At 65.8% G+C, this 24,523-nt stretch carries 18 protein-coding genes; 4 read left to right on the top strand and 14 right to left on the bottom strand.

Translation table 11 applies throughout. From position 1 onward, the window contains the following. The first annotated feature begins 89 nt into the window (after nt 1-89). Nucleotides 90-986, top strand: coding sequence for a hypothetical protein (locus ACZ1II_RS10325; RefSeq protein WP_465146347.1), 897 nt, complete (start codon nt 90-92; stop codon nt 984-986). 219 nt (nt 987-1,205) lie between these two features. Here ACZ1II_RS10325 and ACZ1II_RS10320 read toward each other — a convergent pair whose 3' ends face one another. Together ACZ1II_RS10320 and ACZ1II_RS10315 are read right to left on the bottom strand one after the other, a co-directional pair. Beyond that, entirely contained in the window at nt 1,206-2,450 is a 1,245-nt protein-coding gene (locus tag ACZ1II_RS10320; protein ID WP_465146346.1) for a UbiH/UbiF/VisC/COQ6 family ubiquinone biosynthesis hydroxylase, read from the bottom strand. Then, entirely contained in the window at nt 2,447-4,123 is a 1,677-nt protein-coding gene (locus tag ACZ1II_RS10315) for an alkaline phosphatase family protein (protein ID WP_465146345.1), read from the bottom strand. Before ACZ1II_RS10315 ends, ACZ1II_RS10320 begins: the two co-directional genes overlap by 4 nt. Before the next feature lie 97 nt (nt 4,124-4,220). Between ACZ1II_RS10315 and ACZ1II_RS10310 the strand changes: the two genes are divergently transcribed. After that, nucleotides 4,221-6,281 carry a protein-disulfide reductase DsbD family protein gene (locus ACZ1II_RS10310; protein WP_465146344.1) on the top strand — a complete coding sequence of 687 codons (2,061 nt, stop codon included), beginning with the start codon at nt 4,221-4,223 and terminating at the stop codon, nt 6,279-6,281. Here ACZ1II_RS10310 and ACZ1II_RS10305 read toward each other — a convergent pair. The 11 genes from ACZ1II_RS10305 to ACZ1II_RS10255 form a co-directional block, all read right to left on the bottom strand. Beyond that, complete coding sequence (locus tag ACZ1II_RS10305) at nt 6,278-6,439, bottom strand: hypothetical protein (RefSeq protein ID WP_465146343.1); 162 nt, start codon at nt 6,437-6,439, stop codon at nt 6,278-6,280. The two genes, ACZ1II_RS10310 and ACZ1II_RS10305, sit on opposite strands and share 4 nt — an antisense overlap. Before the next feature lie 112 nt (nt 6,440-6,551). Further along, nucleotides 6,552-8,627 carry an MGH1-like glycoside hydrolase domain-containing protein gene (locus ACZ1II_RS10300; protein ID WP_465146342.1) on the bottom strand — a complete coding sequence of 692 codons (2,076 nt, stop codon included), beginning with the start codon at nt 8,625-8,627 and terminating at the stop codon, nt 6,552-6,554. 153 nt (nt 8,628-8,780) lie between these two features. Further along, a complete protein-coding gene (locus ACZ1II_RS10295; protein WP_465146341.1) occupies nt 8,781-11,333 on the bottom strand; it encodes a TonB-dependent receptor in 2,553 nt (850 codons plus the stop codon). 248 nt (nt 11,334-11,581) lie between these two features. Beyond that, nucleotides 11,582-13,012, bottom strand: coding sequence for a glycoside hydrolase family 43 protein (locus tag ACZ1II_RS10290; RefSeq protein WP_465146340.1), 1,431 nt, complete (start codon nt 13,010-13,012; stop codon nt 11,582-11,584). Between the two features lie 100 nt (nt 13,013-13,112). Continuing rightward, nucleotides 13,113-14,135: an arabinan endo-1,5-alpha-L-arabinosidase gene (locus tag ACZ1II_RS10285; RefSeq protein ID WP_465146339.1), complete on the bottom strand. Its 1,023-nt coding sequence runs from the start codon at nt 14,133-14,135 to the stop codon at nt 13,113-13,115. Between the two features lie 22 nt (nt 14,136-14,157). Continuing rightward, nucleotides 14,158-14,790: a 2-dehydro-3-deoxy-6-phosphogalactonate aldolase gene (locus tag ACZ1II_RS10280; protein ID WP_465146338.1), complete on the bottom strand. Its 633-nt coding sequence runs from the start codon at nt 14,788-14,790 to the stop codon at nt 14,158-14,160. Continuing rightward, a complete protein-coding gene (locus tag ACZ1II_RS10275) occupies nt 14,787-15,671 on the bottom strand; it encodes a 2-dehydro-3-deoxygalactonokinase (RefSeq protein WP_465146337.1) in 885 nt (294 codons plus the stop codon). The genes ACZ1II_RS10280 and ACZ1II_RS10275 overlap by 4 nt, the downstream gene beginning before the upstream one ends. Then, nucleotides 15,668-17,233 (bottom strand): alpha-N-arabinofuranosidase, encoded by a 1,566-nt coding sequence (locus tag ACZ1II_RS10270; protein ID WP_465146336.1) that lies wholly within the window; start codon nt 17,231-17,233, stop codon nt 15,668-15,670. Before ACZ1II_RS10270 ends, ACZ1II_RS10275 begins: the two co-directional genes overlap by 4 nt. 22 nt (nt 17,234-17,255) lie before the next feature. Beyond that, entirely contained in the window at nt 17,256-18,182 is a 927-nt protein-coding gene (locus tag ACZ1II_RS10265; RefSeq protein WP_465146335.1) for a Gfo/Idh/MocA family protein, read from the bottom strand. Between the two features lie 2 nt (nt 18,183-18,184). Beyond that, the gene (gene araD1 / locus ACZ1II_RS10260) at nt 18,185-19,189 is read right to left on the bottom strand and encodes an AraD1 family protein (protein ID WP_465146334.1); all 1,005 of its coding nucleotides are present in this window, start codon (nt 19,187-19,189) and stop codon (nt 18,185-18,187) included. Between the two features lie 79 nt (nt 19,190-19,268). Next, entirely contained in the window at nt 19,269-20,795 is a 1,527-nt protein-coding gene (locus tag ACZ1II_RS10255) for an aldehyde dehydrogenase (NADP(+)) (protein WP_465146333.1), read from the bottom strand. A 130-nt stretch (nt 20,796-20,925) separates the two neighbouring features. Between ACZ1II_RS10255 and ACZ1II_RS10250 the strand changes: the two genes are divergently transcribed. Beyond that, nucleotides 20,926-21,678: a FadR/GntR family transcriptional regulator gene (locus ACZ1II_RS10250; RefSeq protein WP_465146332.1), complete on the top strand. Its 753-nt coding sequence runs from the start codon at nt 20,926-20,928 to the stop codon at nt 21,676-21,678. Between the two features lie 200 nt (nt 21,679-21,878). Here the strand turns inward: ACZ1II_RS10250 and ACZ1II_RS10245 are convergent, their stop codons facing one another. Continuing rightward, nucleotides 21,879-23,195: a sugar MFS transporter gene (locus tag ACZ1II_RS10245; protein ID WP_465146331.1), complete on the bottom strand. Its 1,317-nt coding sequence runs from the start codon at nt 23,193-23,195 to the stop codon at nt 21,879-21,881. A gap of 176 nt (nt 23,196-23,371) precedes the next feature. Between ACZ1II_RS10245 and ACZ1II_RS10240 the strand changes: the two genes are divergently transcribed. After that, the gene (locus ACZ1II_RS10240; protein WP_465146330.1) at nt 23,372-24,523 is read left to right on the top strand and encodes an aldose epimerase family protein; all 1,152 of its coding nucleotides are present in this window, start codon (nt 23,372-23,374) and stop codon (nt 24,521-24,523) included.

Raw genomic sequence — 24,523 nt, 5'->3', positions numbered from 1 at the left:
TGACAGAACCAAACTTGATGCAGGACTTCACCTCGCCGCAAAATCCTCCGGCGCCCATTTCGGCTACCGGCTCTCGTTCACGCGGGGGGGTGTTCTTCGTCGCCTTCATCGCCTTCCTGCTGGGTGGCGCTCTGGTCGTCTGGGCCGCGCAAGACGGGCTGCTGAATAAATTGCTGCCCCAGCGCGCCGAGGAACAGGCGCAGGATCAGCAACAACCGGCAGCGGAACCGGCCCCGACACCGGCGCCCGCGCTTCCCGCGGCCACCGCGCCCGCTTCTCCCGAGCAGCTTTCCTCGCTCAGCTCGGTCGAGGGACGGCTCGCACTGCTGGAGGACCGCCTCTCGCGGATCGATTTCCAGACCGATGCCGCCTCGGGCAATGCCGCCCGCGCCGAGGGCCTGCTGATCGCCTTCGCCGCGCGCCGCATGGTCGATCGCGGCGAGCCGCTCAGCTACGTTGCCGACCAGTTGCGCCTGCGCTTCACCAATGCCCAGCCGCGCGCGGTGCAGACGGTGATCGAGTTCTCGAAGAACCCCGTCACCATCGACGAACTCTCCGCTCGCCTCGAAGCGCTCTCGCCCGAACTCAGCGAGAATCAGAGCAACGAAAGCCTGTGGCAGAAGGCCCGCCGCCAGTTCTCCGCGCTCTTCGTGGTCCGCCGCGAATCCTCAACGCTGCTGACGCCGACCGCCCGCATCGACCGCGCCCGCCTGATGCTGACCGCGCGGCGCATGGGCAATGCGATCAGTGAAGTCGAGCGCCTGCCCAACGCCCAGGCCGCGCAGACCTGGATCGCCGACGCCCGCCGCTTTCAGGACGTGCAGGACGCGCTCAACCTGCTCGAAACCACCGCCATGCTGGAACCGCGCCGGTTGACGGACGCCGAAGGCCACGCTGTCGATCAGCCCAGCCCGCTGGCGACACCCGGCGTGCTGCCGACCGACCTGCCCTCGGCGGATGCTTCGGAAGCCGTTCCGTCTGAATAAGAACAAGGGTGGATGCGAGGGTTAACACCCTCGCGCTCCCCTGACTGTCGAGCGAGGCGCCCCGCACGCTTCGTTGCGCCCATATCCACCGTCATCCTGAACTTGTTTCAGTATCCATTTCTGAACATCGACGGCGGGTCGATCGGCACGATGGATCCTGAAACAAGTTCAGGATGACGCGTCTTTTGGCTCCAACGTCGCGCCCTGGCTCCCTACCCCCTACCCCTGCAAAAGCTCGGGCAGCTTGCCCGACATCCCCCGCGCCTCGTCCATGAAGAAGCGCTTGAGGCTCGGCAGGCGCTGCACCGCGCCCATGCCGAGGCGGCGCGCCGCGCTGGGCAGGCGGCCGGGAATGCCGAACAGGCGAGTCAGCCCGTCCGTCACCGACATGACCATGAAAGTATCGAGGCTGCGCCACTTTTCGTAGCGCGCCAGCAGCTGCGCATCGCCCGGTTCGAGGCCCAGACGCATGCCTTCGGTCAGCACGTCCACCAGCGCGCCCACGTCGCGCAGACCGAGGTTGAGGCCCTGCCCGGCAATCGGGTGCATGCCGTGGGCGGCATCGCCGATCACCGCGAGGCGCTCGTCGATCACATGCCCGGCATGGTGGAAGCGCAGCGGATAGCTCATGCGCGGCGCGGAGAGCGTGATCTTGCCGAGCACACCGTGCATGCGGCTTTCCACTTCGTGGAGGAACATCGCGTCGGGCATGGCGATGATGCCCGCCGCATCCTTTTCCGCCACGGTCCAGACGAGCGCGCTGCGGTGGCGGCCCTGGTTGTCGTCGAGCAGCGGCAGCAGCGCGAAAGGTCCCGCCGGATAGAAGATTTCCCAGGCGGTGTTCGCGTGAGGTTTCTCGTGGAACAATCCGGTCACCATCGCGCGGTGATGATAATCCCACTTGGCCAGCGAGAACCCGGCCTCGTCGCGCGTCGGCGACTGGCGACCTTCCGCTGCGACCAGCAGGCTCGACCTCAGCACGCGGCCATCGGACAGTTCGACCTCCACCCCATGCGGCCCGCGATCCCGGCGTACGGCCTCGGTGCGGACGTGCCAGGCGATGTTCGGTTCTTCCCGCGCGGCGGCGAAGAGGGCGAGACGCAAGTCGCGATTGGCGAACATGCGGCCCAGCGAGCCTTCCTCGGGCTTGGGCGTGAAGTCGATCCGGCCTGGCTTCATCGAATCGGTGACGGCAATCGAATCGATAGGGCAGCCGAGGTCTTTCAGCGAAGGCGCGAGATCGATGTTGGTGAAGAGATTCCAGCTCGCGGTCGAGATCGCCGAGGCGCGGCCATCCGCGCCCTCGGCGGTCAGGTCGGCCGGGTCGGCCCGGTCGATGACATGGCTGGTGATACCCGCCCGGGCCGCGGCGAGCGCCAGCGTCATGCCGACGAGGCCGCCGCCCAGGATGATCAGGTCGCGGTATTCCGCCTTTTGGTCTTGTGTCGCTGCAGAGTCGTTCATCGACGGCAGCTATCGGCCTCTCCGGCGTCGATGTCGAGACACCTTCCGTCCCAGGTGCCCGCAGGCGCGGTCAGGCCGACCGTCGCGGCAAGGGTCGGGGCGATGTCCACCGTCTCCACCGGGGTCGGCTGCTCGAAGCCGACCATACCCTTGCGCCAGAACAGCATCGGCACGCGGCGGTCGTAGTCCCAGGGGCTGCCATGGGTGGCGACCTTGAGAGGCGCGGGCTTGCCGGGCACCACCGCGCGCTTCGTCAGCATCTGCACTTCGCCCGAACGGCCCGGCACGAACGAAGCGCGGACTTTCTGCTCCATCGTCCAGTCCTGCGGATTGCCCTTGGGTTCGGGCCACTGCATGATCTGGTCCTGGGTATAGACCGCGGCGATCTGCGGATTGGCCTTCAGGCGGGCGACGAGCGCGGCCATGACCTTCTGCTTCTGCTCCGCCGTCAGTTCGGCAGAGAACCAGACGCTACCCGATTCGCCCGCGCCGTAGAACAGCGGGCCGTTCTTCACGGCAACGCCGGTATCCTGCGAAACCGCGGCGGCGAGCTTGTCGGCGGAAAGCGCCGGGTCGATGCGGGTGGCCTCCGGATTGCCGCGCAGTTGCTGGCGCTCGGGCGCATCGAAGCCGCCATGGTCAGCGCTGAGCACGACCTCGTAGTCGATGCCGCGCGCGTCGAGACCGTCGAACAGGGTCGCCAGCGCTTCGTCGAGCACGTTCATCTGGATGCACATTTCCACACCCTCGGTCCCGAAGGCATGGCCGACCTTGTCGGTGGCAGAGAAGCTGACCGAGAGCACGTCGGGCACGGCGTCCTTGCCCATGCCCAGCTCGTCCACCATGCGCACGGCCATCTCGGCAGTGGCGGTGTCGATGCGAGGGCCGTTGGCGTAGGACTTGTAGTCGCCAGCCGCCAGCGGGAAGCGGTAGGTGCCGATGGTGAAGTTCTTGATCGGCGTCGCCCGGTCGACATTGCCGCACCAGCCCGGCACCGACAGCGCCCCGTCACCGGCGGCAGCGCGCTTGGCCATAACCGCGTTCTGGGCTTCGACCGCCTTGCTGATCCGGCGGTTTTCGAACGTTGTGAAGCCCTTGGTGCCGATCCAGTAGACCGCATCGGTATCATGGCCGCTCATCATCACCGCAGCGCGGTCCTTGGCGGAAACGGCGGCGTTGATGGTCTTGGGGTTACGCTTCTTCATGAGGTCGCCCAGCGTCGGCGCCTTCAGGTGCGCGGGGCTGACCACCGGGTTGTCCGGCGTGGACTTGGGGTTGGTCTCATCCTCGACGCAATAGACTTCCTTCTGAGCGCGGGCGATGCCGGGCTGATACCACGAGTTCGCGGTGATGCCGCTGCGCGCGGGGTGCACGCCGGTCAGCAACGTGGAGTGGCCGGGGCAGGTCTCGGTGGCGGCGTGCGACTGGAAGCCCGAGGGGAAGACCGCGCCCTGCAGCAGACGGGTGAAGCCCTTGGTGAAGTGCTCGCGGTACTGCGCGAAGAGGTCGGCGGAGAACTGGTCCACCGAGATCGCCACGATCAGCTTCGGCTCACCCTGCGGTGCGGTTGCGGGGGCCGCTGCGGCAGGCGCTTCCTGCGCCATGGCCGGGGCCGAGGCAGCGAGAGCGGCGGCAAGTGCCAGCGGGGCAAGCGACAGGGAGAGCGGACGCATCGGGGGTCTTCCTTGAAATCTGGGTACAATCGGCGCAGATGCACCGATGTCTGGAATGCGCGTGCGACGCAAGCGCCACCCAACGCACGGGAGTCTCATGGAAAAGCGCCGCTACCGCCTGTTTATGGCACTCATGTGTCAGATTCTGGCGCTCCTGCTCATGCCGCTGGCCGCGCAAGCTGCTCCCGCGCATATTGCCGCCGAACTGGTGGCCGGTCCCGCGAGCGCGCCGGGCGGCGAGACGACGATCGCCATCCACATGTCGCCCGAGAAGGGCTGGCACGGCTATTGGTCCAATCCGGGCGACGCAGGCCTCGGCATGCAGCTCGACTGGACCCTGCCGGACGGCGCCAGGGCCGGAAGCCCGCGCTATCCAGTGCCGCAGACGCTGGTGGTCTCCGGGCTGATGAACCACGTCTACGAGAGCGACTACGCGGTGCTGGTGCCCTTCACGGTGCCCGCGAACGCGGTACCGGGCAGCCGGATTCCGGTCCATCTGCGCGCGCAGTGGCTGGCCTGTACCGAGCAGATCTGCGTGCCCGAGCAGGCCGACCTCGCGGTGGAAGTGCCGATCGCTGCCAAGACTGCCCCCGAAGCCGACCCGCGCTTCGCGGAATGGCAGCGCCGCCTGCCCGCCCCGCTCGATGCGGCGGGCACCTTCAGCCTCGACGATAGCCATGTGCGCCTCGCCATTCCCCTGCCCGCCGCGACGCCGCTGGAAAGCCCCCATGTCTTCGTGGGCGAGGACAAGCTGATCGACTACGCGGGCGCGCAGCAGTTCGCCTGGAAGGGCGACCTGCTGATCGTCACCCTGCCCCGCGTCAAACTCGACCCGCGCGGAGCGGACATGCTGACCGGCGTGCTGCGCCTCAACGGCGCCGGAGACGGCATCGCCTTCACCGCCCGCCCAGGCACGGTGCCCGCCGGAGGCACGCCGATCGCGAACGATGCCGCCGCGCCCGAACTGCCCTCGCTGCCGCTGCTGCTCTTGGCGGCGCTGGCGGGCGGGCTGCTGCTCAACGTAATGCCCTGCGTCTTCCCGATCCTCAGCCTCAAGGCGCTCAGCCTCGCCCGCGCGGGTGAGAGCGAGGCCCATGCCCGGATCGAGGGCCTCGCCTATACGGCAGGCGTGATCCTCGCCTGCCTCGGCCTCGGGGCGCTGTTGCTGGCGCTGCGAGCGGGCGGCGAGCAAGTCGGCTGGGCCTTCCAGCTGCAGGAGCCGCTGGTCGTCGTCGGCCTGCTGTTCCTGGCGGCAGCGATCACCGCCAACCTGCTGAGCCTGTTCGAATTCACCGTACCGGGATTTGCCTCGGGCGGTTCGCCGTCGAGCTTTACGCGCGGCGCTTTCGCTACAGGGCTGCTGGCCGCTTTCGTCGCCACCCCTTGTACCGGCCCGTTCATGGCGAGCGCCATGGGCGCGGCACTGCTGCTGCCGGTCCTGCCCGCGATGAGCCTGTTCGCCGCGCTCGGCCTCGGCATCGCCCTACCCTTCCTGGCGGTCGCCTTCGTTCCCGCGCTACGCAGGCGCCTGCCCAAGCCGGGCCGCTGGATGGTCACGTTCCGATACTGGATGGCGCTGCCCATGGGCCTCACCGTTCTCGCCCTCGCCTGGCTGACGTGGAAAGTTGGCGGGACCGGCTTCGCGCTGGCGGCGCTCGGCGGCCTGCTGCTGATCCTCGTCGCGCTCTTCGCGGCGGGCAAGGCGCAGCGCCGGGGCAAGTCGGCAAAGTCTGCCGCGCTGGTCGCTGCCGCTCTCGCCGTTCTCGCGCTCGCGCTGCTGCCGCAGCCCGCACCTTCCTCGGCAGCTTCGGAATCGCTGCTGGCGGCCAAGCCCTTCAGCGAGGAGGCCCTCGCCGAGGCACGCGCCTCGGGCAAGCCGGTCTTCGTGTGGATGACCGCCGACTGGTGCCTGACCTGCAAGGTCAACGAGCAGGTCGCCATCGAACGCGAAGACACGCGCGCCGCTTTCGAGAAGGCCGGCGTCGTGGTGCTGCGCGGCGACTGGACCCGGCGCGATCCGGAAATCACCCGCTACCTCACCGCCCAAGGCGCAGCAGGGGTGCCGCTCTACGTCTGGTACGCGGGGGGATCAGGCAAGGCCGAGCAGCTTCCGCAAGTGCTCACGCCCGAATTACTCGCTGGAAAGGCCGGGGCTTAGCTGGTCTCGTGCCGAAACAGGCCCATGAACAGCACCGCGCAGGCAATATGCGCGGCGGCGAGACCGGCCAGCCACCCCGGCATCATCGCCGAAAGGCCGAAGAAGGACGAGGCGGCAGAGGCCAGCGAGGCGAAAGGATAGCCGTGAGACATGCCCATAGAGAGCCGGTCTCGCGGTTAATTCCGGATTTCGCGAGACGGTTTCTTTTGCGTTAAGAACAGAAATTTCCGGCGGACTTTCAGTGGCTTGCACGATCCGCCGGAAACCCGATCAACGCGCAAAGGCCTTGAGTTCGGCGAGGCGGATCGCCTTCCCGCCCGCAGGCGTCATGACCACGCGGAGGCGCTCGGCCTGAACCGACGTCCAGGTCAGCCGCGTCACGCCATTCGCCAGCGGCGCGGCGGCGGGCTTCGCCACCACCTGCCAGCGACCGTCCTGCCACGCTTCGACCCGGACCTTGCGCGGCGCGGCGAAGGTCCCGCCATCGGCAAAGAACGCGAGTTCGGCGGAACCGAGCGAGACCGTCTTGCCGAAGTCCACCGCATACCACTGCTCGCCGCCGCCCGACGCGGAATCCCAGCCGTTCGGCAGTTCCGGATAGAACCAAGCGCGACCGTCGATGCCGTCGTGGAGCTTTTCCGCATCCGTGCCCGAAGAAGCGCTGGCCTTGGGGAAATTGCCGCGCACCAGCTGCACGGCGAGATTGATCTCGCGCACGACGGGGGCATTGGCCTTGCGGGCCAGCGGCACTTCGACCCGGCCAAGGTCGTCGCGGTGCGCGACTTCGCTGCCGTCCACCGCGATCGTCAGCCCCTTGCGGCCATAGCGCTTGCCGTCCATGTCCCATGTCACCGAGACCTCATGGCCGTGATAGGGCACGCGCTCGATGTGGAACCAGCCGAGCGCCTGCGGATCGCCCGCCGCCGGCAGCAGCGGGTTCACTTCCAGCACGTCGTCCGCGCGGGGGCGGATGCCGACGAGGCCGGTCAGGATCAGGTCGAGATAGCCCGAGTGGAAGTAGTGATGGCTGCGGTCCAGCCCGACGATCGGCTTGCCGGTCTCGGGGTGGTAATCCTCCTCGAGGTCGAGGCGCGCGCTCTTGCCGCCCCCCTGATAGTGTAGCTGCGTATACTGGCGCAGCAGGCGCATGTAGTCGCTGCGCGTCACCGGCCCCTTCTGGCCGTAGTGATCGAGCAGGTTGGCCATGCCGGTCAGAACCTGCGTGGTCTGGTAGGGCCAGATCGGGCCGTTCCACTGGCACTCGGGCGCGGTGCCGAGGTAGCGGTACTGGCGCATGTAATACTGGTAGTCCTGCTCCACCGTCCGCATGCCCGCCTTGCCCGCGAGCGAATTCGGATCGAGCAGATGCGACCATGCACCGGAATACTTCGCGTCGTCCGGAACAAGATCGAACATCCACGGCAGGTAGCCGACCAGTTCGCGGTTACGGATCTGGTCCCAGTATTTCACATGCTCGTTGGAGACCTGATAGCGATCGACGAAGTGGCCGAGCTTCGGAGTCCACAGGTCTTCCAGCACGCGAGTGCGCAGGGCCTCGGCGCGGCCTGCATATTCCTTCGCCATGGCGGTATCGCCCGCCATCTCGGCCATACGCGAAAGCGCGCGGGCATTGGCGAACATATAGCTGTTGACCGAAGGCCGGAAGGAATCGCCGCCCCGGAATCCGTCCTTGCCGCCCGAGGCGTCGATCGAGGACACGGTGTACTCGGTGGCATCGAGCAGCGGCTCGACGAAGTAGAGGCCCTTGGTGAAGTCGAACTTCTCGTCCCACAGGCGGTAGATGTGGCGCATCGTCTTGAGGTGCGCGAGCACCGCCTCGCGGTCGCCGTCGACGAGGTAGCGGCCCCAGACCGAATCCGCCATGTGGTCGGTGAAGTGGCGGTCGTTGCCGCCTTCGTACATGAAATCGATGTAGTCGCCGGTGAAGCGGCGGTCATTCAGCCAGCGTCCCTCGGCGATATGGAAGCCGCTGGCGTCGTTGAGGCTGGCGAAAGGCTCGCGCTGCCAATCCACGTCGTCGGCGAATTCGGTGGTGATGTAGCCTTGTGCACCAAGGTCGCGCTGGTGCGCGCGGAACAGGCCCCAGCGGTAGTAGTAGACCGCATCGATCTTTGGATCGGCGCTCTCGAAGAAGGGAATGCGCGGTTCGTACCAGGCGGCGTCGTTGCCGAAGCGGGCCTTGGCGATGGCGGCCGTATCGAGCTTGGGCGACGCCGGGGCAACAGCAGAAACGGCAGAGGTCTTGGAAGATGCGGCGGGCGGCAGGCTGGCCCCGCTCGCAAGAAGTGCCGCGGTGGCGAGGATCGTCCGGATGTTTCCGCGCATCGTTACCCCTTCATGGTCTGGCGAGCGTCAGTGGCAGGAAAATAAAGAGGCGGCCGTCCCCCCGGGCCTGTGTTGGGAGAGGAACCCGGAGGGACGGCCGCCCATGGCCGGCCGCGACACGGAATGACGTGTGTCGCGGCCTGCCTTGTCAGATCAGAACTTGAAGCGCGCGCCGAACTCGAAAGTGCGGTCGTAAGTGCGCGTGTCACGCGGGGTGCTGGAATAGACGCCGGTCAGCGAGTTCAGCCCCTTGAAACGATCCTGATAGGTACGGTCGGTGATGTTCGTCGCATCGAAGGTCAGCGTGAACTGCGGCGTCACATCGTAGCTCATCGAGAAGTCGAGCTGGCCGGTCGGGCTGGCGACGACGGAACTCGCCTGCGTACCGCCCGAGTTGTAGCTGTCGACGAAGCTCGAGCGCCAGTTGTAGGCCAGGCGCGCCGAAACGCCATACTTCTCGTAGATGGCAACGAGATTGTACGAATACTTCGACACGTTGACGAGACGCTGGGTACCGCCATTGATCGGGTCGTCGTTCTTGCCTTCGATGTAGGTGCCGTTGATCTGCGCACCCAGACCGCTGAGAGGCCCCGGCAGGAAGTCGAAGAACTGCTGGTAAGCCAGTTCGATACCCTTGAGCGTACCCTCCACGCCGCGCGGACGGTTCACCAACCAGGTCTGGCCCTGGTACTGCTCGGGAGCCGAGTAGGTCTGGATGTAACCGTCGAACTTGCGGTAGAATGCGGCAGCCGTGATCGATGCATTGTTGCTGATATAATATTCCAGCGTGGCATCGTAAGCGTCCGACTTGATCGGCGCGAGATCCGGGTTACCGCCACCGCCAGTGCCAGCATAGCCCTGGTTGCCGGTCGAACCGCTGGGCGTGTAGGTAACCAGCGGGTTGAGATCGGCAAAGTTCGGGCGGGTGATGGTCTTGCCGGCCGCCAGACGGAGCTTCAGGTTATCGGCCAGACCGAAGCGGATGTTGATGCTCGGCAGAATATTCACATAGTTCTGCTTGCTGTCGATTCCGTTGCCGGCCAGGTTCTGTACCGTGTTGACCACGCGGGCACCGACCACGCCGTCGACCGGCATGGCACCGATATCGAAGCGGTAAGCGGCCTGGCCGTAGAAGGCATAAGTCTTCTCGACATCGAAGAAGGCGAGTTCAGGCGTGTAAGGACGATCACCTGCCGCCTGACCGAACAGAGCGCGGACGGCATCGCTGTTGTTGAGCAGATAGTCGCCGTTGGCGTCGAGGAACGAGCCGATACCGGCACGGCCCTTTACGAGGCCGCTCGGCGACAGGTCCCAGAAATCTTCCGGAAGCGTGCTGACGAGAACCGGGTTGGCCGCGGCGATCGGCACCGAAGCCGTAGCCTGCGAACTCACGCGGCGGTTGGTGTAGCGGGCGCCGACCTTGAAGCTCGACAGGAAGCCGTCATCGAAGCGATGCTCGAGATCGGCGCGCCATGCCCACTGCTTGCTGACGGCAACGCTGTGGTTGTCGAACAGCGTGCGCAGCGTGAAGTTGGCCGGATCGGTCAGGTCCACACCCTGGATATCGATGTAGGGCGTGCCGCCACGATCGAATTCGTACACCGCCGTCGGGGCGTTGAACGAAGTGTCCACGATCATGTTGCGGTTCTTGATCGTGCTGCGGCTGTAGGTCAGCTCGGTCGAGATCGTCGTGTTATCGTCGGCATCGTACTTGAGGCCGCCGTTCACCTGCCAGGTCGTCGTCTTGTCCTGATAGGCCTGATTGCTGGTGATGGTGTAGGCATCGTTCACCGTCACGCCGCTGGCGAGATCGGGATAGTCCGCGCTCGGGGTAACGGATGTGACGTTGCCCGCCTTGGGCAGGCCGACGAAGAAGTCGGTATCGTAACGGTTCTTGTACTGGGTGTAGAGACCGTCGACATAGACTTCGAGGTTGTGAGCCGGGCGCCACTGGAACGAACCGTTGTACGCCATGCGCTTGCGGTCGCCGTTGGTGTAGAGGCCGCCGACGGTGTCCGGCACACCGACCATGTTGCCCGTGGCAGGATCGGCGATCGGGTTCGACACGAAGTCGAACGCCGTGTTGTCCTCGAAGCGGCGGCGATTGTACGATGCCGAAAGCATCAGGCCCATTTCGCCGATCGGGGTTTCCCAACGATCGCTCACAAGGGCGTTACCGAGGTAGCCCCACTTGTCCGACTGGTCCGAATAGACCGCGCGGCCGCCACCGGCGATTTCCAGGCCGTTGAAGTCGAACGGACGACGCAGGCGCACGTCGATGACACCGGCGACACCGCCTTCGACGAGGTCGGGCGTGCTGGTCTTGTAGACGTCGACACCGGCCAGCAGTTCCGCCGGGATGTCCTGGAGCGATACGCCGCGCGCGGTCCCGGTGAAGGCTTCGCGGCCGTTCAGCAGCGTTGCGGTGTTGGGCAGGCCGCGGATGAGAACGGTACCGGCTTCACCGGCGCCGCGCGTCACCTGAACGCCGGTCACGCGCTGGAGCGCGTCGGACACGGTGTTGTCCGGCAGCTTGCCGATGTCCTGAGCGACGATCGAGTCGACGATCTGGATCGAGTTTTCCTTGATGCGCTGCGCACTCGCCAGCGACGCGCGAACGCCGGTGACGATGATCTCTTCGGTCTGCGCAGGCTGATCGTCGGACTGAGCGGCATCCTGGGCATGAGCGACCGTGGCGAGGCTCATTGCAAAAATGGATGCGGTGCAGAATGCGAATGGCTTGAGTGCCATGGATCAACCCTCCCAATGGGGCTGGCCGATACCATGCCCCTTCAATTACTCTGACTAATTATTAGTCTGACTAATGCGTTGCAAGCGGAAAAGCGGGAAGGCTGTCAAAAAGCTGGGACGGGTGTGGCAGAATGGTCGCAAAATCGGCCGGAAAGCAAGCTTTCCGGCCGATATACAAGGGTTCTTGTCTGACTTGTTGCCGGTCAACCAACGAGCCAGCTGGTGCTCGGATCGTTCTTGTCCGCCAGCTTGATCGCATCGCCGGAGAAGGCCAGTGCCTTCGACGAGTCGGCCTTGGAGACGAAACGCACGGTATCCTTGGCCTCTCCCGCCTCACGCAGGAAAAGATCGGCGCTGTCGAGGGCAGCGAGGGTGACCACGCCGTCCTTGCCGACCGTGAAGCCATGGTCGCGCTGGAGGATCGGCGAGAGATGCACCGCGCCGTCGGTACCGGCAACTTCGCGGAACTGGGTCTGCGGAATCGGCAGGCCCTTAGCGAGGACAAGCTTCGTGCCGTCATGGCCGAGCATCACGTCGCGGCGCACGGCGGGGGTGAAGCGCTCGGGCAGCGCGCCGTTGCCGACCGGAACGCCGAAGTCCGGCGCCCCGTCGGCGCCGTAATAGATGCGCTGGACGCGGGTGTGGCGGTCCGGGTTGAGCAGCGGGTCGCCTTCGATCTTCTCGTAGTCCCGGCCATGGTAGACGAGGATGTCGTTACCGTGCTCGTCCACCGTAAAGCTGTTGTGGCCGGGGCCGTAGACCGAGGTTTCCGGGCAGGTCGCGAAGACCGGCTTCTGCGACTTGGTCCAGGCCTTGGGGTCCATGAGATTCGCGTTCTCGTCGATCGTCAGCATGCCGAGGCAATAGACGGCGCCGGTGCCGCTGGCCGAGTAGGTCATGAACAGGCGGCCGTTCTTCGCCAGGACCGCGGGGGCCTCGGCCACCTTGTAGGCGCGGGTTTCCCAGTCGAGCGTCGGCACGGTAAGGCGGACCGGATCGGCCGAGAGGGTCAGCGCATCCTTCATCGGCGCGATGTAGAGGTTGGAATTGGTGTCGATGCCCTCTTCGCGCTGGGCCCAGGCGAAGTAGCGCTGGCCCTTGTGGACGAAGCTGGTGGAATCGAGATTGAAGCTGTCCCACGGCATCTTAAACTCGCCCAGGACCGACCATTTGCCGGTCATCGGGTCGGCGCCGTCGCAGACGATCGCATAAGTGCGGATGCGGAACACGTCCTCGCCGCCGCCGCTGGGACCTGCCGCGAAATACATGACCCACTTGCCGTCGATCAGGTGCAGTTCGGGCGCCCAGAGGAAGCCGGACATCGGGCCGGTCTTCTCATGGCGCCAGAGCACGCGTTCCTCGGCGGTGGCGAGGCCCGCTAGGGTCTTCGAACGGCGCAGGATCAGGCGGTCGTACTCGGGGACCGAGCCGGTGAGGTAGTAATTGCCGTCGTCGTGGCGGAAGATCTGCGAATCGGCGCGGTTCTTCACCAACGGGTTGATCGGCCCCTTGAGCGGGTCGGTGATGCCTGCCTTCTCGTCACCACCGAGTGCGGCTTCGCCCGCGCGGTTGCAGGCGATGGGCAGCAGGGCGGCGCTGGCGGCGAAAGCGCGGCGCGAAAGGGAAAAGTTCATGAGGTCCTCTCCTTGAAATCTGTTTCGTGTCGCCGCTCGAATTGTCCGGCGATCAGAAAAAAGGGCACCCCGATCGGAATCGGGGTGCCGTCAGGTGGGTTCAGTATTCGGCAAGAGGCCAGCCGTCCGCATCCCAGCGGATCGGGGCAATGCGCAGCGTGGGCGCGCCGTTGGCCTGCTTGTCGTAAGCGTGGTAGACGACGTAAGTGGTGCCGTCCTTGTCGGTGAAGGCGCCCGCATGGCCGGGGCCGCGGAAGCGCTGCTGCTCCTCCAGATCGGCGCGCAGGAAGATCGTGCCGCGACCTTCCATCATCGCACTGCCGTCCTTGCCGAGGTAAGGCCCGGTGATCTTCTTCGAGCGACCGACGACGGTGTAATAGGTGCTGTTCACGCCCTTGCAGCAATAGTCGTAGCTCGCGAGCAGGTAATAGTAACCGCCGTGGGGAATGATGAACGGCGCTTCGACGGGCGCCGGGCCGCCTGCCGGGGCAAGGCGGCGGGCAATCGAATAAGGCTCGGTGCCGGGCGCGACCTTGCCGGTCTTCGCGTCGAGCGGGAAGAGCTTGATGCCGGTCCAGAAGCTGCCGAGCGAGAGCCACTGGCGGCCCTGCGCGTCCTCGACGAAGTTGGGGTCGATGGCATTGAAGTCATCGTCATGCGTAGACATGACGACAAGGCCCTGGTCCTTCCAGCCGTAGCCCTTGGCTTTCGGATCGAGCGTCTTGCTGGTGGCGAGGCCGATGGCCGAGCGGTTGGAACCGAAGGTCGAAACCGAATAGTAGAGCCGGTATTCGCCGTTCACATAGGAGATGTCGGGCGCCCAGATACCTTCGGTGCCGGGGATCGCCTGCTTGGCCCAGGCCGGAATCTCGGCGAAGACCGCACCCGCGTCCTTCCAGGCCTTCAGGTCCTTCGAGGTCTTGATGCCGACATAGCGGCCCACGGTGCTGAAGACGTAGTAGGTATCGCCTTCACGGATGATGACCGGATCGTGCACCGTGAGGTCGCCGGTCAGCTGGGAATTGAGCGTGGCCGGCTTTTCGCCGCCCTGCACTTGCGCATCCGCCGACCCGGCGACGGCCAGAACCGCAAGGCTGGCGATACCGAGGAATTTCCTGAACACGCTACTCTCCGAACTTGTCTTGTTATGCTGCGCAGGCGTTCCATGCGGCGACGATCTCGGCGGCCTTGGCGCCGACCGTCGCGGCATCGAAGCCGGGCTTGTAGAGGCTGCCGCCCACGCCGATGCCGTAGACGCCCGCCGCGCGGTATTCCGCGACATTGGCTGCGCCCACGCCGCCCACGGCCCAGACCCGGCTGGTCTTGGGCAGGACTTCGCGGATCGCCTTGATGTAGCTGCTGCCCAGCACCGAGCCGGGGAACAACTTGAGGTCGCTGGCGCCTGCCGCCACGGCGGCGAAGGCCTCGGTCGGGGTCAGGAAGCCGGGCAGGACATCCATGCCGAGTTCGATCGAACGCTTGATGACGGCCGGATCGACATTGGGCGAAACCATGAAAGTGCCGCCAACGCCCGCTAGTGTCTCGGCAAGGTCGGTGCCGATCACGGTGCCGCCGCCGATGGCCGCACGGTCGCCCAGCGCTTCTGCCATGGCGCCGATGGAGCCTGCCGGATCGGGCGAGTTGAACGGCACTTCGATGATACGAACGCCGGCTTCCACCAGCGCGGTGCCGATCTCGACCGCCTCGTGGGTCTGGATACCACGCAGGATCGCTACAACGGGTGCATGGCCTGCGGCCAGAACGTCTTCGATCTTCATGCCTTCTGTCCTTTCGCGATGGCGAGCCCGGCGAGAACCGCCGCATCGCCATCGATCTTGCGCGACGAGCCGCCTCGGGCCGCCAGCGCGCGATCATAGAGCGCGGAAAGCGCCGGGTCGCCGATCAGTACCACCGTAACACCGGAAGGCACCTGTGCGGCGACTTCGCCGCCGATCAGCAGACCGGAGATATAGCCGCGCGACCAGTCTTTCGAGCGTCCATCGAGCATCCGCGCGGCGCGGGCTTCGAACAGGGCGCCGGTCAGCGGTTCCTCGCAGCGCTCGACGCCGCGTGCGAAACCCTCGTCGAACGTGCCCTCACCCGGCGTATCCGGCCCGGTCAGGGTAGACTGGCCCGCCAGCAGCGCATAGAGTTCGCCGGTCGGGTGGGTGCGGAAGCCGACGATGGTGCCGTTCACCACCGAGACCCACTTGCAGTGAGTGCCCGGCAGCGCGACCAGATGCTCGCCCACACCAAGTTCGGGGTGGAGCGCGAGGGCGCCGAAGACTTGCGCCTCCTCGCCCCGCATCACTTCGGGCACACCCTCGGAATCCTTGCAGCTCAGCCCCGGAAGGACCGAAACCGGGATACCGGCCACTTCGAGCCGCGTGCGCGAGGACAGCCACTTGGCGGCGTCCGCCGGGCTGGCCGCATAGCCTGCCGCGACGAGCGCGCCGGGCGCCCCGGCCATGCCGCAAAGCACGACTTCGGAGAGCGGCCCTTCGGCCTTCCAGGTCTCCAGCCTCTCGGCCAGAGCCGCTTCGGCATGGCCTTCGAGCGCGCCCGGCCCGCTGAGCCGGGCGACCACGTCCTCGCCGTCGAGGCGGAACAGCCGCAGGCGGGTGGTGCCCCAATCGCCGAGGACGTGGTTCACGCTCATTGCAGTTCGAGCACCACGACCGACTTGGCAGGCAGGGTGACGACAAGATTGCCGCCCTGCACGCTCGCGCCGGAGAAGGCCTCGGGCTTGACCGCGTTCGGCGCATCGAAGGTGTTGTGCGAATTGATCGCCGGTGCCGTAAGAATACGGCCCGTGACCGCCGAAGCGTTCACGCCGTCGAGCTTGATCGTCACCGTGTTCGGCTGGTTCGGATCGAGGTTGGACAGGCCCACATGGATCTTGCCGTCCTTCGCCTTCACCGCCGAGCCGCTGACCGCAGGCATCGTGTACTGGTCCTTCGAGTACCAGGGCGACTTGATCTGGATCGGCAGCACGGTGGCATCCTGCCACGGCTTGTACATCTCGAAGACGTGATAGGTGGGCGTCAGCACCATCTTGTTGCCATCGGTGAAGATCATCGCCTGGAGCACGTTCACCATCTGCGCGATGGCGGTCATGCGCACGCGGTCGGCGTGCTTGGCGAAGATGTCCAGGTGAACCGAGGCGATCAGCGCGTCACGCAGGGTGTTCTGCTGGCGCAGGAAGCCCGGATGGGTACCCGGATCCTGAGCGTACCACGAACCCCATTCGTCCACGGCCAGGAAGAGCCGCTTTTCGGGATCGTACTTGTCCATGATCGCCGAGTGCTTGGTGATCAGCTCGTCCATGTGGCGCGCGCCGTTCAGCGCATCGGCCCAGCCGTTCTCGTCGAAGTCGACGGCAGGCGCACGCGGCGGCCAGCCACCGGCGGGGTGGACGTAGTAGTGCAGCGAAACGCCGTCGAGACGATCGGCGGCGACGCGCATCATCGTCTCGGTCCAGTTGTAGTCGTCGACATTGGCGCCGGCGGCGACCTTCAGGATTTTGGTGCCCGCAGGCGCCTTGACGAAGGTGGCGTAACGGCGGGTTTCATCGGCCGCGAATTCGGGACGCATGTTGCCACCGCAGCCCCACAGCTCGTTGCCGATGCCGAAGTAGGCGACCTTCCACGGTTCCTTGTGGCCGTTCTTGGCGCGCAGCTGCGCCAGCGAACCGGCAGGCGCGGTCATGTATTCGACCCATTCGGCCATTTCGCGCGGGGTGCCGTCACCGACGTTGCCGGCGATATAGGCTTCCGCGCCGACCTGGCGCAGCAGTTCGAAGAATTCGTGGGTGCCGACGGTGTTCGGCTCGGTCACGCCGCCCCAGTGGGTGTTGACCTTGACCGGGCGGGTGTTCTGCGGGCCGATGCCTTCACGCCAGTTATATTCGTCGGCGAAGCAGCCGCCCGGCCAGCGGATGACGGGAACCGCAAGGTCCTTGAGCGCGCTGACGACGTCATTGCGGAAGCCGTTGGTGTTCGGAATCTTGCTGTTCTTGCCGACCCACAGGCCGCCGTAGATACCCGTGCCGAGATGCTCGGCGAACTGGGTGAACACTTCCTTGTGGTAGACCGGGCCGGGCTTGTCGGCTTCGATCGTCGCGGTGGTCGGCTGGCCGTTGGTGTCAGCCTGTGCCGTGCCTGCAAGCGCGGTGGCGCTCAGCAGGACGGCAGCAGTGGTGAGGCGAAGCGCCTTCAGCATTTTCAGTCCCCTCCCTGGGATATCAGTCGTGGAATTCTTCAACGAGTTCGCGCTTGCCGCGCAGGAATGCGTCGGCAACGAGGCGCAGCGGCGCGATGTCGACATCGCTGCGGCCGCCACGGATCAGGTTGGCGAAGCGCGCGTAGAGGCCCGGATATTCGAGGTCCTCGTTATGCTCGGTGCCGGTGGACAGGGTGAGCACGGCGCCGCCATTGGCGAGCTTCAGCGTTCCCGCATCGGTCTCGACAATGATGTCCCACGACTGCGGGCCGGTCTGGCGCCAGTCGAGGTCCATGTGGATTTCGGCACCGGCGGTATCGCGGAACTCGATGTCGGCGGCGATCGGCGCGGCGCGGTTGGCGGGCAGGCTGAGCGTGGCTTCCTTCAGGAAGAACGGGCGCGGCATGATGTGGGTGGCGATCGAAAGGGCATTGATGCCCGGATCGAACACGCCAAGGCCGCCCGGCTCCCAGATCCAGTCCTGACCCGGATGCCAGACGCGCACGTCCTCGCGCCAGACGATCTTGGCGCTGAGGATGGTGCGCTCGGCCAGCCAGGCGCGGGCCGGAGCGACACCGGCAGCGTAGCGCGAGTGCCACGAGGCGAACAGGGTGACGCCCACCTTCTCGGCGCGGCTTTCCAGCGCGGCCACTTCGGCCAGGGTCGCGCCCGGCGGCTTTTCGAGGAACACGTGCATGCCCTTCGACAGCGCCAGCGCGGCGAGGTCGTAACGGACCTGCGGCGGGGTGCAGAGCGCCACCGCGTCGATCGCCGGACCGCTCTCGATCAGCTCTTCAAGGCTGCTGAAGTGCGGGATGCCTTCGGGGCCGCGATGATTCGGGCTGACCGTGGCGCCGATGCTGAAGTTCGGGTTGCCCTCGATCGCGGGGATATGCTGGTCGCGGGCGATCTTGCCGACGCCAACGATGGCAATGCGGATCGGGTCCATGCTCAGAGCGCCTTCACGGTCGTCGTCGGTGCGGCCGGGGCGGCAGCGCGGGCGAGCGGGTTTGCTACCGGCAGGGTGAACGGCGCGGCCGAGATTTCGAACACATCGCCTTCCTGCGTGGTCACGCCGTCGCTGAACGAGAGCGTGGCAGTGCCGAAGAAGTGGACGTGCACGTCGCCGGCGCGGCGGAACAGGTCGTACTTGAAGTGGTGATGCTCAAGGTTGGCAAACGTGTGCGACATGTACGCCTCGCCCGAGAGGAAGGGCTTTTCCCAGATCGTTTCGCCGTCGCGGACGATCTTGCTGGTGCCCTCGATCTTCTCCGGCGGGGTGCCGAGCAGCAGTTCCGGGCCAAGCGCGGCCTGACGCAGCTTCGAGTGGGCGAGCCAGAGGTAGTTGTGACGCTCGGTCACGTGGTCCGAGAACTCGTTGGCGAGCGCGAGGCCGAGGCGGTACACGGTGCCTTCTTCACCGACGAGGTAGATACCGGCGAGTTCCGGTTCTTCGCCGCCGTCCTTGGCGAACGAAGGCATGGTCAGCGCTTCGCCGGGGCCGACGAGCAGCTGGCCGTCGCCCTTGTAGAACCATTCCGGCTGCTGACCTTCGGTGCCGGCGGCGGGCTTACCGCCTTCGAGGCCCTCAAGGAACATGCGCATGGAATCGGTGACGTGCTCACCCGAGGCGGCGGCAGCGTGCATCTTGTTGCGGCCTTCGGCCGAACCGAGGTGCGTGAGGCCGGTGCCGGTCATCAGCAGGTGAGCCGAATCGTCGTGGTCGATCGGGGCCAGCAGGGTGCCGGCCGCGAATTCGGCGGCGATATCAACCGCTTCGCCCGCAGTGCAAGCCTTGGCAGCCTCGGCCAGCGTCACACCATCAGCAATGGCGCGCAGCGCGAGTTCGCGGGTGGTGGTGACGCCCTGAAGGAAGTGGGCGGCAGCGCCCTCGGCAAGGATAACGGAGCGCACGCCGTCGGGCGCGCGATGCTGGAGCAGGCGAAGGTAGGTCATGGATCTCTCCCGAAGGGACTGGCCCTAACCGCGACGCGCCTTCTTGGGGGAGCGCGCCGCGGGTATTGGGTTGGACTGATTAGAGGGTAAGCGTGCCGTCGATCAGGCGGGGAGCGCCGTCACCGTAGGCTGCGTCGCGCAGTTCTGCCGGAAGCAGGCCCTGTGCGAAGTTCTGGTAGCTGACCGGACGCAGGAAGCGGTCGATCGCAAGGCTGCCGACCGACGTGGTGCGCGGGTCGGTGGTCGAGGGGAACGGGCCGCCGTGGACCATCGCGTGGCACACTTCGACGCCGGTCGGCCAACCGTTGACGAGGATACGGCCGACCTTGCGTTCCAGCACCGGCAGCAGGCGCGAAGCGGCGGCTTCGTCGGCAGCGTCCATGTGCAGGGTGGCGGTCAGCTGGCCTTCGAGGCCTTCGAGCAGGCCGGCGAGTTCGGTTTCGTCCTTGCAGCGCACGACGATCGACGCAGCGCCGAACACTTCGTGGCCGATGGCCTTGTCCGCCAGGAACTGCGCAGCCGTGGTCTGGAACAGGATCGCACCGCCGGTGGTCTTGCTGCCTTCTTCGCCCTTGGCGATGGTCTCGACGCCCGCGTTGCCTTCAAGCGCTTCGACGCCCTTGGCATAAGCGGCGGCGATGCCGGTGGTCAGCATGGTCTGCGGCTTGGCTTCGGCAACACCGCCGGTGGCGGCAGCGACGAAGGCGTCCAGACCTTCACCCTCGACGGCCAGGATCAGGCCAGGGTTGGTGCAGAACTGGCCGGCGCCCATCGTCAGCGAACCGACGAAAGCGGTGCCGAGTGCTTCGCCGCGCGCCTTGAGCGCTTCGGGAAGCAGCAGGACCGGGTTGATGCTCGACATTTCGGCATAGACCGGGATCGGCACTTCGCGGGCCGCAGCCAGCTTGGCGAGGGCAAGACCGCCACCGCGCGAGCCGGTGAAGCCGACGGCAGCGATACGCGGGTCCTGAACCAGCGCGGCACCGAGTTCGTTCGACGGACCGACGAGGTGCTGGAACACGCCTTCGGGAAGACCGGCGTCCTTGACCGCCTTGGTGATCGCGGCGGCAATCAGGCTGCCGGTGATCGGGTGGGCCGGGTGACCCTTGACCACGACCGGGCAACCGGCGGCGAGCGCCGAAGCGGTGTCACCACCGGCGGTCGAGAAGGCGAGCGGGAAGTTCGAGGCGCCGAACACGGCGACCGGGCCGACCGGGATCATGCGCAGGCGCAGGTCGGGACGGGGCAGCGGAGCGCGGTCCGGCAGAGCCGGATCGATGCGCAGCTGCTGCCACTGGCCCTTGCGGACGACATCGGCGAACAGACGCAGCTGGCCCATGGTGCGGCCACGCTCACCTTCACCGCGACCGCGCGGCAGACCGCTCTCGGCCATGTAGGCTTCGATCAGCGGCTCACCGATGGCGAGGATCTCGTCAGCGATTCGCTCCAGGAACGAAGCGCGGGTTTCACGGTCGGTAGCGCGGTAGGTATCGAAGGCTGCGGCAGCTGCGGCGCAGGCGGCAGCGACATCGGCAGCGCCGTTCACGGCCAGCGGTTCACCCTGAGGTTCGCCGGTTGCGGCCACGATGGAACGGAATTCGGTCATTTGGGGTCTCCCTATTTACTCCGACATATTCTCAGCGCACAGGAAACGCAATGTTTGTCGTTCCTTCACGTGAGAAGGACTGTTAGGTTCCATCGGAGAGGTGCCAATAACAGTGTCAAAAGCCAATTTTGTGAATGATGAAGAAAGCGCGAGGCCCGCAGATGAGGCCCGCGGTCCCGGACGCCGTCTGCACGGCGCGATAGCCCATAAACTGGGAACGGCCATCTTGTCCGGCAAATATGCACCTGGGGACATTCTTTCTGGCGAAGTGGCTTTCGCAGAGGAGCTGCAAGTCTCGCGCAGCGCCTACCGCGAGGCCATTCAGGTGCTGAGCGCGAAGGGTCTCGTCGCCAGTCGCCCCAAGGCCGGTACACGCGTGCTGCCGCGCGATCGCTGGAACCTGCTCGACCCCGAAGTGCTCGGCTGGGCCTTCGCCGGCGAGCCGGACATCGAATTCGTCCGCAGCCTGTTCGAACTGCGCGCCATCGTCGAGCCCGCCGCTGCCCGCCTCGCCGCACAGCGCCGCGACAAGAACGACCTCAAGGCGATGAAGGACGCGCTGGCGGCGATGCGCCGCCACACCCTCACCACCGAGGCCGGGCGCGCTGCGGACCGCGATTTCCACAATGCGATTCTCCAGGCGACGCGCAATGACGCCCTGCTGGTGCTCAGCGCCTCGATCGGCGCGGCAGTGAACTGGACCACCCAGTTCAAGCAGCGCGCTCGCGCCCTGCCCCGCAACCCGATTCCCGACCACGTGCGCGTCTATGATGCCATTGCGGCAGGCGATGCTGCTGCGGCGGCGGAGGCAATGAACGTGCTGGTCGATCTGGCGCTGGAAGACACCCGCAGCGCAATGGTGAAGGCGAGCGGGGCGGAGTAGCCTCCTTAGCCCGCCTTTACTCACTACTCCTGGCCCCACCCCTGCCCTGACCCATCACGAACCAAACCCCATCATTCCCGCGAAGGGCGGGGGCGATGGAGCAGATTGTTACGGTCCAAGCCGCAAACGGACACCCAGCTATGAAAAAGGCCCCGGCGAGCGATCGCCGGGGCCTTTTTCGTAAACGCTAGACCGTCCGATTACTCGGCGGGTTCCGGAACGAGGTCCGGCTCCCCATTGGTCGCCTTGCTGCCCCACAGCGCATAGAACAGCACGTAGAGTTCGCAGACCGCCGTCAGGATGAAGGAGTTCTGGAGACCGAAATTGTCGGCCAGCCAGCCCTGCACGATCACCAGCGCACCGCCCGCGATCGCCATCACCAGCAGGCCCGAGCCTTCCTCGGTCAGCGGGCCAAGACCCTTGATGCCGAGGGTGAAGATGGTCGGGAACATGATCGAGTGGAACAGGCCGACGAGGATCAGCGACCACATGGCGACCGGGCCATGGGCGAAGATCGTCACGACCATCACCGCGAAAGCGCCGACCGAGAAGAACGCCAGGACCTTGCCGGCGTCGAAGCGCTGCATGATCGCGGAACCGGCGAAACGGCCGACCATCATGCCGCCCCACAGGAAGGTGAGGTACTTGCCCGCCTGCTCGTGCGTCAGGTTGGCGATGTCGGGCTGGCTGACGAAGTTCACGAAGAGGTTCGCCACGCCGATCTCGGCGATCAGGTAGATGAAGATCGCGGGAATGCCGAACACGAGGTTGCGGTGATTCCACAGCGAAAGGTGCTTGCGCTGCTCCTTGGCGAGGCGCGAGTTGGCCGAACCCATCGCGGGCAGCGGGAACTTGGCGATCACCACGGCGAGGATCACCAGCACCACGGCGACGAGCGCGTAAGGCAGGATCACCGAATGGGCGTCAGCCAGACGCTCGGCATCGGTCAGCACGGTTCCGGCGGCCGAAGTACCGCTCTTGGAACGGCCGAGAATCAGATAGGCGCCGAACAGCGGGGCCAGCATCGTGCCCGCCGAGTTGAGCGCCTGCACCAGATTGAGGCGCGAAGACGCGGTCTCGGGCTTGCCGACGACGGCGACATAGGGATTCGCCGCCACCTGAAGCAGGGTAATGCCGCTGGCGATCACGAAGAGCATGAGCAGCGTGACGCCGTAGGACGGAATGCTCGCCGCCAGCATCATGCCGAGCGCGCCCGCCGCCATGATCAGCAGGCCGGTGACCAGCGACTTCTGGTAGCCGATCCGCTCGATCAGCTTGGCCGAGGGAATCGAGGCGACGAAGTAGGCGATGAACCACACCGATTCGATCAGCGTCGTCTGGGTGTAGCTCAGGTCGAACACGCTGCGCAGGTGCGGCAGCAGCGTGTTGTTGATGACGGTGATGAAGCCCCACATGAAAAACAGGCTGGCAAGCAGCGTCAGCGCCGGGCCGTAGCGGACGCCCGCTGGCTGCGCGTGAAGCACCGGGGCATCTCCAGATGAAACCACTGGGGGCATGACTATCCTCTCTAAACCAGTGAACCGCTGCCGTGCCCTGCGGCAAACCGGCTTGCGCTCTTTCTATTTGTCGGACTATATGCGGGAAGCAATATCGTCAATGGGCGTCGTCGTCTGACAGCGTCCGGTAACACGTTGCGGAAACGACTTACAGGAAAGATATGGGAGCCAGGATAATGAGGAAACTGCGCAAGGCGTTGATGGCAATGGCGATATCCGCCCCGGCCTTGGCTCTTTCCAATCCCGCACTTGCCGCCGATGCCTCGCAGGCCCCGGCAGGCACACTTGCCGACGGCACCCCGGTGGGCGCGGTCACGCTGAAAGCCGCCAACGGCGTCTCGGCGACGATCCTGACGTACGGCGCCACGCTGTGGAAGATGATGGCCCCGGATCGTGACGGCAAGTCCGCCGACATCCTGCTCGGCTATGACGATATCGCCAGCTACGAGAAGCGCCCGAACTACTGGGGTGCCACCATCGGCCGCTACGGCAACCGCATTGCCGACGGCAAGTTCACGCTCGACGGCAAGACCTACCAGCTTCCCCAGAACGACCACGGCCAGTCGCTGCACGGCGGCGGCAAGGGCTGGGACGTGCAGAACTGGAAGGTCGAGCAGATCAAGTCCGGCCCGGTGGCGACGGCGGTGTTCTCGCTCGTCAGCCCCGACGGCGATTCGGGCTATCCCGGCACGGTGAAGACCAAGGTCACCTACTCGCTGGACGAGAAGGGCAACCTCCAGATCGTCTTCGAGGCGACCACCGACAAGCCGACCGTCATCAACCTGACCAACCACGCCATCTTCAACATGGCCGGTGAAGGCAGCCCGCGCGATGCCATGCAGGAACTGCTGACGATCCCGGCGGGTCACTACACCCCCGTGAACGACAAGCTGATCCCGACCGGCGAACTGCGTGACGTGACCGGCACCGTATTCGACTTCCGCAAGGCCCGCCTGGTCGGCGAAGGCATCCGCGACGGCAAGGACGAGCAGATCGTCATGGGCCGCGGCTACGACCACAACTTCGCGCTCGACAAGGGCGTTACCAAGACCCCAGAACTGGCCGCCCGCCTCGAAGACCCGGTCTCGGGCCGCGTGCTCGAACTGCTGACGACCGAACCGGGCGTGCAGTTCTACGCAGGCAACTTCCTGGACGGCACGTTCATCGGCAAGAACGGCCACCTCTACCGCATGGGCGACGGGATCGCGCTGGAACCGCAGAAGTTCCCGGACTCGCCGAACCACCCGAATTTCCCGTCCACCCGCGTCGATCCCGGCAAGCCCTACAAGCATGTCATGATCTACCGCGTTTCCACTTCTTCGCGCTGA

This window comes from Novosphingobium sp. BL-S-20 (assembly GCF_055521635.1).
Note: the sequence above shows the minus strand (reverse complement) of the source record. Positions and strands in the feature narration are given on the sequence as shown.

Excerpts from the sequence above, each read along its gene's own strand:
- ACZ1II_RS10295 (WP_465146341.1), bottom strand. The coding sequence starts at position 11,333 with ATGAGCCTCGCCACGGTCGCTCATGCCCAGGATGCCGCTCAGTCCGAC.
- ACZ1II_RS10270 (WP_465146336.1), bottom strand. The coding sequence starts at position 17,233 with ATGCTGAAGGCGCTTCGCCTCACCACTGCTGCCGTCCTGCTGAGCGCC.
- araD1 (WP_465146334.1), bottom strand. The coding sequence starts at position 19,189 with ATGACCTACCTTCGCCTGCTCCAGCATCGCGCGCCCGACGGCGTGCGC.
- ACZ1II_RS10305 (WP_465146343.1), bottom strand. The coding sequence starts at position 6,439 with ATGGGCATGTCTCACGGCTATCCTTTCGCCTCGCTGGCCTCTGCCGCC.
- ACZ1II_RS10265 (WP_465146335.1), bottom strand. The coding sequence starts at position 18,182 with ATGGACCCGATCCGCATTGCCATCGTTGGCGTCGGCAAGATCGCCCGC.
- ACZ1II_RS10300 (WP_465146342.1), bottom strand. The coding sequence starts at position 8,627 with ATGCGCGGAAACATCCGGACGATCCTCGCCACCGCGGCACTTCTTGCG.
- ACZ1II_RS10240 (WP_465146330.1), top strand. The coding sequence starts at position 23,372 with ATGAGGAAACTGCGCAAGGCGTTGATGGCAATGGCGATATCCGCCCCG.
- ACZ1II_RS10280 (WP_465146338.1), bottom strand. The coding sequence starts at position 14,790 with ATGAAGATCGAAGACGTTCTGGCCGCAGGCCATGCACCCGTTGTAGCG.
- ACZ1II_RS10245 (WP_465146331.1), bottom strand. The coding sequence starts at position 23,195 with ATGCCCCCAGTGGTTTCATCTGGAGATGCCCCGGTGCTTCACGCGCAG.
- ACZ1II_RS10290 (WP_465146340.1), bottom strand. The coding sequence starts at position 13,012 with ATGAACTTTTCCCTTTCGCGCCGCGCTTTCGCCGCCAGCGCCGCCCTG.
- ACZ1II_RS10255 (WP_465146333.1), bottom strand. The coding sequence starts at position 20,795 with ATGACCGAATTCCGTTCCATCGTGGCCGCAACCGGCGAACCTCAGGGT.
- ACZ1II_RS10275 (WP_465146337.1), bottom strand. The coding sequence starts at position 15,671 with ATGAGCGTGAACCACGTCCTCGGCGATTGGGGCACCACCCGCCTGCGG.
- ACZ1II_RS10320 (WP_465146346.1), bottom strand. The coding sequence starts at position 2,450 with ATGAACGACTCTGCAGCGACACAAGACCAAAAGGCGGAATACCGCGAC.
- ACZ1II_RS10315 (WP_465146345.1), bottom strand. The coding sequence starts at position 4,123 with ATGCGTCCGCTCTCCCTGTCGCTTGCCCCGCTGGCACTTGCCGCCGCT.
- ACZ1II_RS10310 (WP_465146344.1), top strand. The coding sequence starts at position 4,221 with ATGGAAAAGCGCCGCTACCGCCTGTTTATGGCACTCATGTGTCAGATT.